Annotated in this window: 11 protein-coding genes and 1 pseudogene; 8 read left to right on the top strand and 4 right to left on the bottom strand. The window is 48.8% G+C overall.

Going from position 1 to position 13,109, the window contains the following annotated elements; translation table 11 throughout:
• Positions 1-298: 298 nt before the first annotated feature.
• Complete coding sequence (locus tag AC0YN3_RS24650; protein ID WP_475777585.1) at positions 299-2,419, bottom strand: glycoside hydrolase family 52 protein; 2,121 nt, start codon at positions 2,417-2,419, stop codon at positions 299-301.
• Positions 2,420-2,580: 161 nt separating this feature from the next.
• On the opposite strand from AC0YN3_RS24650, the gene AC0YN3_RS24645 reads away from it, so the two are divergent.
• From AC0YN3_RS24645 to AC0YN3_RS24635, 3 genes are all read left to right on the top strand, one after another.
• Entirely contained in the window at positions 2,581-3,450 is an 870-nt protein-coding gene (locus AC0YN3_RS24645; protein ID WP_475777584.1) for a helix-turn-helix transcriptional regulator, read from the top strand.
• 102 nt (positions 3,451-3,552) lie between these two features.
• Complete coding sequence (locus AC0YN3_RS24640; protein WP_475777583.1) at positions 3,553-4,005, top strand: MarR family winged helix-turn-helix transcriptional regulator; 453 nt, start codon at positions 3,553-3,555, stop codon at positions 4,003-4,005.
• Positions 4,006-4,033: 28 nt separating this feature from the next.
• Entirely contained in the window at positions 4,034-4,945 is a 912-nt protein-coding gene (locus AC0YN3_RS24635; RefSeq protein WP_475777582.1) for an SDR family oxidoreductase, read from the top strand.
• 320 nt (positions 4,946-5,265) lie between these two features.
• On the opposite strand, the gene AC0YN3_RS24630 is transcribed toward AC0YN3_RS24635, so the two are convergent.
• Entirely contained in the window at positions 5,266-6,120 is an 855-nt protein-coding gene (locus AC0YN3_RS24630; RefSeq protein ID WP_475777581.1) for a manganese catalase family protein, read from the bottom strand.
• 322 nt (positions 6,121-6,442) lie between these two features.
• Here AC0YN3_RS24630 and AC0YN3_RS24625 point away from each other — a divergent pair, with 322 nt between their 5' ends.
• The 4 genes from AC0YN3_RS24625 to AC0YN3_RS24610 all read left to right on the top strand — a co-directional run bounded on the left by AC0YN3_RS24625 (position 6,443) and on the right by AC0YN3_RS24610 (position 9,640).
• Positions 6,443-6,772 carry a WGxxGxxG family protein gene (locus tag AC0YN3_RS24625; RefSeq protein WP_475777580.1) on the top strand — a complete coding sequence of 110 codons (330 nt, stop codon included), beginning with the start codon at positions 6,443-6,445 and terminating at the stop codon, positions 6,770-6,772.
• A gap of 250 nt (positions 6,773-7,022) precedes the next feature.
• Positions 7,023-7,541: a DUF3231 family protein gene (locus AC0YN3_RS24620; RefSeq protein ID WP_475777579.1), complete on the top strand. Its 519-nt coding sequence runs from the start codon at positions 7,023-7,025 to the stop codon at positions 7,539-7,541.
• A 782-nt stretch (positions 7,542-8,323) separates the two neighbouring features.
• Positions 8,324-8,899 carry a dihydrofolate reductase family protein gene (locus AC0YN3_RS24615; protein WP_475777578.1) on the top strand — a complete coding sequence of 192 codons (576 nt, stop codon included), beginning with the start codon at positions 8,324-8,326 and terminating at the stop codon, positions 8,897-8,899.
• A 390-nt stretch (positions 8,900-9,289) separates the two neighbouring features.
• Positions 9,290-9,640, top strand: coding sequence for an SRPBCC domain-containing protein (locus tag AC0YN3_RS24610; protein WP_475777577.1), 351 nt, complete (start codon positions 9,290-9,292; stop codon positions 9,638-9,640).
• 77 nt (positions 9,641-9,717) lie between these two features.
• Here the strand turns inward: AC0YN3_RS24610 and AC0YN3_RS24605 are convergent, their stop codons facing one another.
• Both AC0YN3_RS24605 and AC0YN3_RS24600 read right to left on the bottom strand, forming a co-directional pair.
• Positions 9,718-10,134, bottom strand: coding sequence for a VOC family protein (locus tag AC0YN3_RS24605; protein WP_475777576.1), 417 nt, complete (start codon positions 10,132-10,134; stop codon positions 9,718-9,720).
• A 282-nt stretch (positions 10,135-10,416) separates the two neighbouring features.
• Positions 10,417-10,809 (bottom strand): annotated as a pseudogene (locus AC0YN3_RS24600) (transposase); the annotation flags it as partial.
• Positions 10,810-11,120: 311 nt separating this feature from the next.
• Here AC0YN3_RS24600 and AC0YN3_RS24595 point away from each other — a divergent pair.
• A partial coding sequence (locus AC0YN3_RS24595; protein WP_475777575.1) for a leucine-rich repeat protein occupies positions 11,121-13,109 on the top strand: 1,989 nt, incomplete at its 3' end.

The raw sequence follows: 13,109 nt of genomic DNA, 5'->3' as shown, positions 1-13,109 counted from the left end.
AATTCCTTGAGCAAACGGCAGCGAATTCGGATTCGTATTCCAGAGCTTTAATAAGACGGCCGGGCAAATTCAGGAGCTTATCGAGAAGGTGTACGAAGATAAGCTCCGGATCCGGGAAGCGGAATTAGTGCAACTGCAATCTTAGATTAATCCCCGCTTCTTGTACAATTGCCTTGCCTTCATTATGAGAATGTCGCAAATGAGGGATCACGAGGAAGCCAAGGCAAACTGGAACAGCCTCCCTGAAGGGAGGCTGTTCCAGTTTGGATTGTCTGAGGAACGAGTAATACGAGAAGCGCTATTCGCTGGTTTCTTCCGTCCACAGTATCGAAGTAACGCCGCGCGGATAATATTTGCTGCCGACCGCGGTGCCCGCCAATATTTGATCGCTCCAACTCCAGAACGCGTTCCGGGGATCCGTCAGCCATGCGGCATGCGCTTCGTCGGCCTTATGGCCTTGCTCGTCCCAAGGCAGGCCGAGAATGCGGCGAGCGACGAATTGGCACAAATAAATTTTGCTCAGCCACGAGTTGTCGCTGGTCGAAGAGAGCTTCCAGCCGCCGTCCTCGAACAGGCAGACGCCCGGACGAAGCACATATTCGAGATGGCGTTTCATCGCGGCGATGTAAGTAGCGAACCGGCCGTTCTCGTCGAGCGCCTCCATGCAGCCGAACGCGTACGGGAATACGAGTCCTTCGATGGCCGGAATAATCTTGGAATCATTGTTCTCGCCTACGATGGCGGGAATATAGCCGTCTTCCTTGGCGTAGGAGACGATCGACGAGGCGCATCGGTCCGCCTGCTCCGCGGCTAGGACGGCGGCGGATTCGTTGCCGGTCTCGCGGAAGATCCGCTCCATCGCCACATAGGCCGACCAGCATTTTCCGGCCAAGTAGATGTTGTTGCGCGCTTGTCCGAGCGACTGGTCGAGGCTATCGTAGGTCGTTATTTCCGAGCCGCCCTTGCAGCGGGAGCTGTCGAGCCCCATAATGCCGTTCCGCTTCGCGGGATCGGGATGATCCCTGTTCAGCATGCTAGCCAGACATTGCTTCAGAAGCGGAAGCCGTCTCTCGAGCCACGGGGCATCGTTCGTGCGATGAACGTACACCGCGGCGCACAATACCCAGTTGACCAGCTGCTCGTGGGTCATCTGGGAGAAGCAGTCTTCGAGGCCCGCAAGCTCATATGCCGAATAGCCGGGACGCGAGAAGGCGTTGCCGACGCCCATGTCGTGCGTGAAGCTAATGCCGCCCGGATGCAGTGTATTGTCGCCCGGGAACCGGACTTGGTCGCCGTAGCTGTAACGTTCCGCGTAGAGGTCCAGTTCGTTCCTAACCGTCCAGGGGTTCATCCGGATTTCGTAAAACAACTGATCGACGGTCAAATCGAACGTATTGATCATCCGGTATTCGCCTTCGTTCACGATCCAGAGCGGCTTGCCGTTCCAGTCGAGCAACTGAGTGCTGCCGTAGTAGCTGCGGATAGCGTGCGCCGTCATGAACCGTTGCTGGTCCGACAATCCGGTACCGGTCATCCAGGCGTCCGCCTCAAGGGAACTTGACTTCAGCTCGTCGAAATTCTCCAAGGCGAATCGCGCGGCGGATTCGATATCGGCAAAGCAGTTCGTATACCAGTAGCCGGCATTGATGCCGGACGTCACATATCCGCCACGATAGAAACAGATCGCGAACCGGTACGTTCGTTTGGTGCCGGCAGGCGTTTCCATAAGCAGCGCGGCGACTCCGCCTAAGCCGAAATCGTAATTTTCCTCGTGAACGTTCGTCATTAGCTTCTCCATCGAGAAATGCTGCGTGGGGCGTATGCTTTCGTCTAGCGTTGCGATTGCGGAAATGCGGCCTTGGCCGACGCCGCTTATTCCGCCGGACAGCTCCGGCTTCAGCCTTCTCATGACGCTGTAAGGATCGGCGCCCTGGTAGCCGAACCATGCTTTGCGCGGGAGATTCCCTTTCGTATTGTCGACCGTCAGTTCCGCTAATACGGCCGGTACAAGCGCCATGCGCAGCTCGTCTTCGCCCGCTTGCTCCGGATCGGGAACGGGGCGCATTTGGGTATAAATCGAGAAGGTCAAGTCGCCGGCCGACCATACGTCGCTTCCGACGTCGAAGTTTCGGCTAATATCGTCCTGGCCGAATGCCCGCAGTAGCCCCGGGGGCGATGGGTCGTCCGCGGCCTGCTCCGTGTCGTATCGTTTGCTCTCGTCTTCACCTGCTTCGAAGAAGGGGAGACCTTGATAAGCGCCGCTGCTGGCCGCATCCTCTAGCAATACGAACACGTTTTCCTTGGGAGGCTGGCCCCGCTCGATATCAAAGCCTCCGCTTGCGCCGGGAAATCCGAGCGTAAAGCTCGAGAAAGCGCCGATCGGGGAATGATGCGCGTTAAAAAATCGGGAAGTCTTCATTCGGTCATCCATCCTTTCTTTCTTATTCTACTTATGTTACTAAGGGATCGCGGGAATATGGATGGGCAAAACGTGCTTCTTTATGGACAAAGCGTACCTAATCGAAAGTGAAGCGGCTATAATAGAGAGCATACATGATTTCATTCAAAGGCGGTTTATCGATGCACCGAAAGCTACCTAATGCAAGCGGTATTATGCAAGAGGAATTTTTCCTGACGGATGTGGATGTCGCCGTAAGGTCCTACGCCGCGCACAGTCGTACGGTCATGCCGGGCTGGTCGTTCCAGAGTCATCATCATCCGATGTTCGAACTGAATATGGTGCTCTCGGGATATCAAATTTGCCTCGCGGAGGGCGAACGGTTCGAGATGGGACCGGGGGATTTTGTGCTTCTGAAGCCGGAAGCGAAGCACGAGTGCGAGGCTGCGGGGGAGCGGGAGCTGCGTTATTGCTGCGTCCATTTCGACGTGGACGAGCCTGCCTTGCGCCAAGCGCTCTGCGGGATGCGTCATACGTTCCATTCGGCGGATTCTCCGTTCGCGGACGCGCTTCGGCCGATTCTGGGCCAGCTTGCCGAGGTGAAGCCCATGACGAAGTGGGAGGCGCTTCCGTTCTTATTTCAATTGTTGACAGCGCTTAGCCAGCTGCTCTCGAAGGCGCCGGAAGGCTTACGGGGAGATTCGCAGGAATCGAGTGGAATCGCGAGCCGGATGGCGGAGCGGTTAAACGGACTGCTCGCGGAACGCCATGCCGAAGCCGACGACGATTACCGCATATCCGCCATCGCGCAGGAGCTGGGCTACAGTGCGGCATATTGCAATCGAATCTTCCGCAAAGTGTTCGGCGTATCTCCAAGGCAATATTTGTCCAAGCTGAAGCTGAGGGAAGCGCGCCTGCTACTATTGAATCGAGAGCTCACGATCGAGGCCGTCGCGGATAAGCTGGGTTACAAGGACACGTCCCAGTTCAGCAAGCAATTCAAGCGCTGGACCAATCTTTCCCCTTCGCAATACCGGCAAATGTTCAGATAATCCAATCCCTTATTAACCAGCGAATAAGGGATTGAATTTTCAATATATAGTTAGTATGCTTATCATATGTATGGAAACTAAATGAGTTGAAGGGGAGAAAGCGTGAGCGCGCACGAAGAAAACATCGGTTATTTACTGAACCTGGTTACGCAGCAGATGAAAACGCATTTATCCAAACAATTGCAAGAGGCAAACCTTACGGTCGCGCAATGGGGGGTCATTCGGTATTTATTTGCTCAAGAGCATCTGGAGGAGGAGCATCGCCGCGCGACGTCCGCCGAAATTGCGGAGCGCATGCATATGGACCGGCCGACGATGTCGGGCATCGTGGAGAGGCTGAAAGCGAAAGGCTTGCTCCTGTCCAATCCTCATCCGAAGGATCGCAGATCATTCCGCGTTTCGCTGACGGATGAAGCGAAATCGTTGTACGAGCAGATCGAGCCGTTCAGCGAGTGGTCACTGCAGGTTGCCTTGACAGGCCTGACACCGGAGGAAGTCGGGACATTGCGCCGAACGCTTCACATGATGAACCGGAATTTTGAGGAAAATAAGTAGATGAGCATTTCAATCGAGGAGGATGATTATGGTTTATAGTGCGCCAAGCATGACAGAGGCGCGGGACAAAGTTCTCGTCACCGGTGTGACCGGCAATGTGGGGCTCTATGTCGCCAAACAGCTCGTGAAGCTCGGCGTCCCGGTCAAAGGCGCGACTAGCCGGCCGGACACTGCCATCAAAGGCGTAGGCAGCGAGGTCGAGCTGGTACGCTTCGACTTCGAGGATTCATCGACGTTCGATTCGGCTCTGGAGGGTGCGTGCAAAGTTTTCCTTATTCGTCCCCCGGCCATGTCGGACGCGGCTGCGATGAAGCCGTTCATCGAACGGTGTACCGCGAGAGGCGTTAGGCATATCGTCTTCCTGTCGCTGATGGGCATCGAACGAAATCCGTTCCCGCCACATTACAAGATCGAGAAGATGATCAAGGCTTCCGGCATTCCCTATACGTTCATGCGACCAAGCTTCTTCATGCAGAACCTGAACACGACGCATCGGGAAGACATCCGGGAGAGTGGGGACTTGTTCATTCCGGCTGGAAAAGCGAAGGTCAGCTTCATCGACACGCGGGATATCGGCGAGGCGTCGGCGAACGTGCTGGCGAATTCACAGAAACATCTGAACCGGGGGTACACGCTGACCGGTTCGGAAGCGATTACTTACCAGCAAGCCGCGGATATTTTGGCCGAGGTGCTGGAAAGACGAATTACGTATTCCAATCCTTCATCGGGCTTGTTCAAGAAGACCATGATCGCTAGAGGAATCCCGAAGGAGTTCGCCTCCGTCATTACGGTGCTGTACTTGACCACCAAGATAGGCATGGCGAACAAAGTGACCGACGAGCTTGAACGATTACTCGGCAGGAAGCCGACAACGTTCCGGCAGTTTTCGGAGGATTATGCGGATCATTGGATGTCAGAAGAAAATAAAGTTCTAGACTGAGATAATAAAGTATTAGACTGACGATACTTCATTAAGCGAACGGTCAGCATTCCTATTTTGAAGAATTACGGAGTTTGAGAAATAAAAAGACTACTTGGTATGATGTTATGGAGTCCAAAAAGCTAGCTTGCTGAAGGATCCCAATAACAAACCAAGGAGCTACAACCATACTAAATAAATATCTTCTTCCATAAGTGAAGTCCGAATAACCAAAATTACTTACGAACCTGTCTACAAGGTTAATCGTCATATCGAGCTCTCGATTGTAAATCGCCCTGCGCTTCCCTCCGAAGCGGAGGGCGAATACATTTATTTGATTGTTATCTCGTCATATCGCTCAGTCCTGGACTATGTTCGTTAGGCATATCGGGCATCTGTGGAACCGGAAATCCTGTTGGCGGATCTACGACAGATAATGGTCCGCTGTTACGGCTCGGGCTCTCGCCTTGGAAGATCTCGCCAATGCGCGTCGGATCCAATCGGAAATTAAACTGCTTGTTGTGGTAGCCCATATCGATATATTTGCGGCATTCCGGATATTTGTTAATATCGTAATTCGGCACAGGTAACAACGATGCCCAGTTCACGCCGAGGGTCTCAAGGGCTTTGGCAAACGCGTTCTGATGGGCGTTGTCCCGTACGATAAGAAAACCAAGCGTTTCGCGGAATGTCTTGTTTGAGCTCATTTCATAAATTCTTGTTTTCTGCAAAACGCCCGTCGATTCCAGAACGACATTGTTCAGCATGTCGCTGATCAAGTTGCCGTGACTGTATACCCACGAGCCATTCCATGGATTGCCTCCCGCATCGACCGGCAACGAGCTTTTGGCGCCCATAATAAAATGATGAGGATTGCCGTGTTTGATTGCTTCGTCGATCGGTGCGCCATCTCTTCCAGCATCGCCAGGCGTTGATAAGCCAGCGCCATTTAGCAACTGATTGATCGTATTTTGCACAAGTTCCACATGTGCGATTTCTTCTAGAAACACACCTCGAAGCAAGTCTCTGAACTGCTTTTCTTTTCCTCTGAAATTGGAGGATTGAAAAAAGTATTGCATCATCGTGCGCATCTCGCCGAATTGGCCACCTAGCGCTTCTTGCAGCACTCTGGCCGCGGCTGGATCCGGCTCATCCGGTTCGATGATGTTGATTAGCTCTTCCTTGTAGTAATACATAATCAATCATTCTCCTTATGTTCAAGATAATTTATTTTTTGCAGCGTTAATGGGTTTTATCCATTATGCCTAGATTTATGTACCTTCAAAGGGTATAAGCTATTCTACTAAATTGTCTTCGGTGCTGTTCATCATATCGGCATTCGGTTGGGATGTCGACGTTTTTGTTATCTAAAGGTCTGCCATATTAAACATGGTCGTTAAACTAATTAATTTACGGAAAAAGTCGTAGTAGAAGGTGTAAATCCATTCTGAGAATAATCAGTAAGTCCTTGATGAAAAATAAAGGGGCTTTTACTATGACCTGAAGAGAGGTAATAAGATGAAGAAGTGGTTCGTGTTTTTTAGCCTTGCAGCATGCTTGATGATGTTTTCCGCTGTACCTGCTTTTGCCGATAACGTGACAAGGATGGATAATACGTCAAGCGGCGAGATGCGACATGGAATAAATAAAGGAATTAATGCAACAAACCGCTCGTTGGGCACTGACATAAACCGCATCGACAACGGTAATACGGTAGGCACGAATAGTTACCGGGCCAATGCTGATGCTGTAGACGATGCTGGTTTCGATTGGGGATGGCTTGGTCTGCTTGGCTTATTGGGTCTTGCCGGAATGAGAAGCCGTAGCCGCGATCGCGAACACGCATAACCATATTATTGCAAGGAACAGCAAAAGAACTCTCTTCATCAAAGGAGAGTTCTTTTGCTTTCTTCTTTTTATTCCAGAACCGGTATTTGATTTGCTGCGGCAGAGACATTGGCTATTTCTTATCATTGTTCAATCTCAACTAATTCGAGCTAATCTTATCTGGAAAAATGAGTATGCGATTGTAATGTAAGATTGGGCTGGATGATGGACAGAATAAATTTGATTTGACATCAAAGGAGGCAACTTTTTCGTGGGAATTTTAAGCGGTAATCCAAAAGATGAGCCAATGCATTTCGGTGAAGTATCCAGTGTCTGGGCAGCTTCTACTACAGCTAAAGGAGCAGTTTCTTTTTATCAAGCCTATTTAAATCATGCTGGTGACAAAGACCTAAGGAATTTGATTGAGGACTACATTGATCAAGCAAAACAAGAAATAAAAGAACTGGATGAAATACTAAATGCGAATGGTATCGCTCCTGCTCCAATAATGGCTGATAGACCAAAAGCCAATCTCGAAGATATCCCCGTGGGTGCTCGTTTAGCGGATCAAGAAATTGCCGCTGCGATATCTGCCGACACAGCAACGGGTGTTGTTGCTAGCACTCAAGCAATGGCAATGTGTATACGCGAAGATATTGGTGCAATATTTGCAAAATATGCTGCCGCTAAAACGGTACTTGGTGGTAAAACCCTTAGAATGCTTAAGGATAAAGGTTGGCTAGTTCCGCCTCCTTTACTTATCAAGAGACCAGAATCAGTTAATGTTTAATGACGGCTACTTTTCTAAAGTAGCTAGTAGTTTTGATGAGATGGAACCAAAGGGCTAGAATATAAACACGGATTGCAATACTGTATATCTAGTGATAATCGAATAGGAAGCAGAGTTACTCCGGATGTACGTATTGGAATTGCAGTATCTGTGAAGTAATCCATCTTGTTACGATGTAAAAAGAGTTGTCATGATGACAACTCTTTTTTTATTTTATTGAACTATTCTAGATGCAGCCTTTTATGACGCATTAGAGTTATGTGAAGATTCATGATTAAACAAACGAGGAACGATATTTCAAAAAAACACGTAAGCAACCGATACATGATCGGCTGCTTCATTACGCTAACCGGCAGAATAGCTCAGTTAGTCGTAGTTCTTACCTAGCGTATTAACGCAACTTCGAGAACAGTTATTTTCCCATACTTCTAAAATGATTAACACATTATTTTAATCCTTGCGGTCATTCGTTCTCTCGTTTTTTCTGAGGTAATTAGAAGAAGTAATGTAGGTGGAGAACCTGATTCAAATTTAGTAATATAGTAAACGGAATGGGAACTATAGCACAATAATAACCAGAACGAGGCTGCAGGCATAGAACGGCAACCTCGTCGAGCTAACTGGCAGTTTTGTGCAACATTGTAGTATTCAAAAAAATTCGGATTTCCACTTGAACCTTACGTAACGTAATGATTTATTATGAATGTAACAGCAGCATGATTCGCGGGCTATCGGCCAAAAAAATGGAACAAAATAAATTTAAAATCGAAGGAGAAACGTACATGAGAAAACTCATTCTATTTCTGCATGCATCGCTTGACGGTTTTGTAGAAGGTCCGAATGGTGAAATGGACATTGGCTGGGTTTCCTACGATGCTGATTTGGAAAAACACGCTAATGAAATTCTGAGTACTGCCGACACTGTCATTTGGGGACGTGGGACTTACCAGATGATGCACGGTTATTGGCCAACTATGCTTTCGAACCCATCAGCTTCGCAGCATGAACGGAATCACGCCGAGTGGATTGAAAAGACAGCCAAAATCGTTTTTTCCAAGACGCTGGAGAAAGTAGAATGGAATAATTCCAGACTCGTGAAAGAAGATGTCAAGGAAGAGATCAATAACCTCAAACAGCAGCGAGGCAAGGATATGGTCATCCTCGGCAGTCCTAGGTTCGCACACCACCTTATGCAGCTTGATGTAATTGACGAGTATAAAATTACGGTTTCTCCCGTCCTGATCGGTAAGGGTTTGCCGTTATTCCAAGGTCTCAAGGATAAGACCAATCTTAAGCTAATCGAGAACAAAACCTTTGATTCTGGAGCCATTGGTCTCGTTTACCAGACAGTAAGATGACCTTTTCACTTTAGGTGATTACACTCCCTAATGGGAAACGGTAGTTGAATAACAAAAGGGCTGCCTATTGGCAGCCCTACGTCGTTAAGTTCAGTTTTTATCAAACTTTATTTTGATAACACTTGATCTCCTTAACGATAAACCAAGGGTAAGCAGCTTTAAAATTATCAAAATTTATTTTAAAGCTACATGAGCCGCCTCCCCCGTGATGGAGCAGCTGGATTTATTTTGAGTCTTAAGGAGGGACTGTCCTCGTATAGATCTCTTATGGAGGTTGGCTCTTGTGAAAAAAGCCATGAAGCTCCGCAAAAGCAGAGTTTCATGGCTATATGTGTTTTATGGACTGGTAATTTCAATACCTGCGCTTGCATATCCGCTAATTGTATTTAAGTGGCTAATACCGCTAGTTGTTGCCGAGAATACCAACATGTAACGGACTGGCATGCGCCGAGAGCCGAAAACGCTCTGCGGGTCGGCGGCACGATTCTGACACGGATGGTAGCAAAGGATGGCAGCATGGGCTTTGATTTTTGCGGCGTCAACGATGTCATGAACCGGCATGAAAGCATCGGCTACACCATGGAAGACGGAAGAAGAGTGGAGATTGCTTTCGTCGATCAAGGGAATGAGACGAAGGTCATTGAAACATTCGACGCGGAAAGCTCAAATCCCGACGAGATCCAGCAAGCAGGCTGGCAAGCAATCGTGGACAATTTCAAAACCTTTACCGAACAAAATTAATTATCGCGAAGAAGACGCTGGGGAAGATGCCCGGCGTCTTTCTTTTTGAACCCTAGTAGGAGAGATCTCCGTTTGTCTTAACCTTGTGCAGCATCCATGTTCATGTAGTTAATGGCCCACAGATGACCGTCCAAGTCCACGAAGCCCCAATGATACATGGACCCATGATCTTCAGGTTCAGCGTGCAATTTCCCGCCTAAGGAGACTGCGGTATTCACGATTTCATCGACCTTTTCCCGACTCTCAAAGGCCAATGCGATCGTCATCTGCGCATACTTGCTCGTATCGACGGATTCCTTCTCCGTGAGCGTATTAAAGAATGCTTGATTGATCAGCATGACCTGCAGGTTGTCGCCGATCACGATGGCTACCGAAATCTCGTTCTCGGGGAATTGCGGGTTGAGCTCGAATCCGAGTCCGGTGAAAAACGCTTTCGATTGTTCCACATTTTTTACAGGCAGGTTGAAGCTCGTGAATGCGGACGTTAATGCCATTTTCAAAACACCTCTTCGTCAAATTAGTTTGTGTTCATTTATGCCTTCGTTTATATAGACGACAGTCGATCCGGGAATTCATCGGTCTCATGGATTTGGATGCGTAAATTTTGAAAAATAACTTAAAGGAATTCGTCTGAATATATGACAATTAAAACGTGGGTATTGAGTGACGATTACGCTATCGGATAAAGATAGTTGATTAATACATATGGATGAGCAGGCTCTGCTGTGAAGTGATCCCTTAAAGTTAGACAAATATTTTTATGTAACCTGTTGGCATTCATAGACTATATGAGCTTTGTCATGTTTGGTGATTTTTCCTTGTTTTGAACTAAGGCATTCAACTTTCTTAAATAGGCGTTTTCCATACGCAAACGTTCTAATTCAGCTTGTAGAGCTTCAACTGCGGATAACCCCTGGAGAAGAAATATTGAAGATGACAGCTGCTTCATTTGGTGACGTCCCATTCTCTTTCATAAAGTTGAGTACGTCTAGTTTATATGGGATGCTGTAAGCTGTATAGGATTTTTCGAAAGCTTTCTCACCGTGGTATTCGTATTGCTTTATCCACATTCGTAAGACCTCATGATTGATGCCTATTGCTTTCGCAATGCTTTTCACTCCTTCATTCCCTGACAAATAACGATGAATAGCCTCTATTTTCAAATTCATATTAAGCTTAGACAAAAAAACTGCACCTCCAGATTGTTAGATGGTGTCTAACAATTGGGGTGCAGTTCACGATGAGCTGCCGTTTGTTATATAAAGGAAGGTTTTGGAATAATCGATGCGAGACTCTCCATTATCTCCTCACAGATAAACCGATATGAATCGAATATCAACTTCACAAAAACTTCAAATCCTCGCAAAGCTTGATACTGCGCGGATTCGGCTAATTCTTTCATTATTTATTTATTGGCCGTCTCTATAATGAAATGTGCTACCCGTTTATTCGACAAGCTCAATCGTAAAGGAGAAAAAACATGAGAAATTCACTATTATTCCTATTGATTGCATTATTAGCGTTCGGAACTTCATTATCGCAGATTCAAATCGCGCACGCAGCCGAAGATGAATTTGTTTTCACCACGAGCAGCAATGGCGCCACCGTTACAGGTTACTCGGGTACGGATTTAAACGTGGTCATTCCCGCCACATTATCGGGGGTGGCGGTAACTTCGATCGGAAGATCGGCGTTCGATACCAATGGGACGGGCAAACCCCAACTCACGGGCGTCGTTATTCCGAATAGCGTGAAGGAGATTCAAACGTATGCCTTCCGTTATACTAGACTCACTTCAATAGACCTTCCGGACAACTTGTTAACGATCGGCTCCAGCGCCTTCGAGAACAATCCGCTTACAACCGTCGTTTTCCCGGACAGTGTGACGACTATCGGTAACTATTCTTTTTATATGAATAGTTTGACATCGATTAAATTATCGGAAAATTTGAAGACGATTAATGGCGGGGCTTTCGACACCAATCACATTACGAAACTGGTCATCCCGGCCGGTGTAACGAATGTCGGCAGTTCCTCATTCTACAATAATAGCTTGACCAGCGTAACGGTGTTAGGCGCTGGGACAACTTTTGGGACAGGCGTCTTTTCTAGCAATCCAGGGAATCTCAAACTATTCGGAATCGCGAATTCTCCTGCAGCTACTTATGCAGCGAATAACGGTCACACGTTTGTTGACGGAACGGCGTTGTTTCAAGCGGTCGCGACTGCTAAGGCAGCTTTGAAAAATTACTTGCCGGGTACCGGCGTAGGACAAGTGCCGGCCAATGCTTATAGCGATTTGACCGCGGCGTATGACACCGCCACGACATATATCTACGGAATCGGGAACGCGACCGTCGCCTCCGACTTGGTTGCCGCCGCAATCCCATTGTCCGCGGCGATCACGGCATTCGAGGGGCAGATTATCCCGGCGGGAAATCCTGCGGCATTGGGGACGGCGCTGACTGAGGCGGATCAGGCACTCTCCGATCATACAGCGGGCACGAACGCGGGACAAACATCGGAGGGCAATCGCAGCGCACTACAGACATCGATCGACGCTGCGCGGCAAATCTTTAATCAGGCCGGCATTTATCGGCAGGATGAACTGGACGTTGCAGTCGCTGAGTTAGATGCGGCAATGGATATGTTCATGGCTACGATTATACCTGCCGGAGATCCTACGGCACTCGGCAATGCCCTAGTGAATGCACAACAGGCGATGACGGATCATCCGCAAGGCGCAAACGTGGGGCAAACGTCGTCAGGAACGCGCATTGCGTTGCAGACGGAGATCAATACGGCGCAGCAGATTCTCCAGAACGCTAGCCAATACTCGCACAGTCAGTTGGATGATGCCGTCAGCTCGTTAAATTCAGCGATTCAAGCCTTCAATGCCGCGATCATCGGACCCGGCAATCCGACGGCGCTTGGTGCAGCGATCACCGTTGCGGAACAGGCGATGACAGATCATCCGCAGGGCACGGGAGTAGGGCACACGTCAAGTGGCGATCGCGGCGCGCTGGAAACAGCCATCGATACGGCACGGCAAATACGGGATAACGCGGGCGATTACACGCAAAGTCAGCTGGATGCGGCAACAAGCGTATTGAATGCGGCAATCACGGTATTCCAGCAAGCCATTGTGCCGGTTGGCGATTCATTGATGCTCAATACGCGGTTGACGAACGCTGGTCAGGCATTGACGGACCATCCCGAAGGCACAGGCGTAGGACAAGCGTCAGCGAACGATCGCAGCGCTTTGCAGGCAGCGATCAACACTGCGCAGGCGATCGCCGACGATGCGCTGAACCAAACTCAGGATCAGTTGGATGAAGCCGTCGCCGATTTGGAAACAGCAATAGATACGTTCGAAGCCGTGATTATTCCGGTAGGAGATGCGACGGATCTGGAAGACTTGTTGGTGGATGCTGCCCAGACGCTGTCCGGCCACCCAGAGGGCACAGGC

It is taken from the genome of Paenibacillus sp. J22R232, from assembly GCF_056269165.1.
Note: the sequence above shows the minus strand (reverse complement) of the source record. Positions and strands in the feature narration are given on the sequence as shown.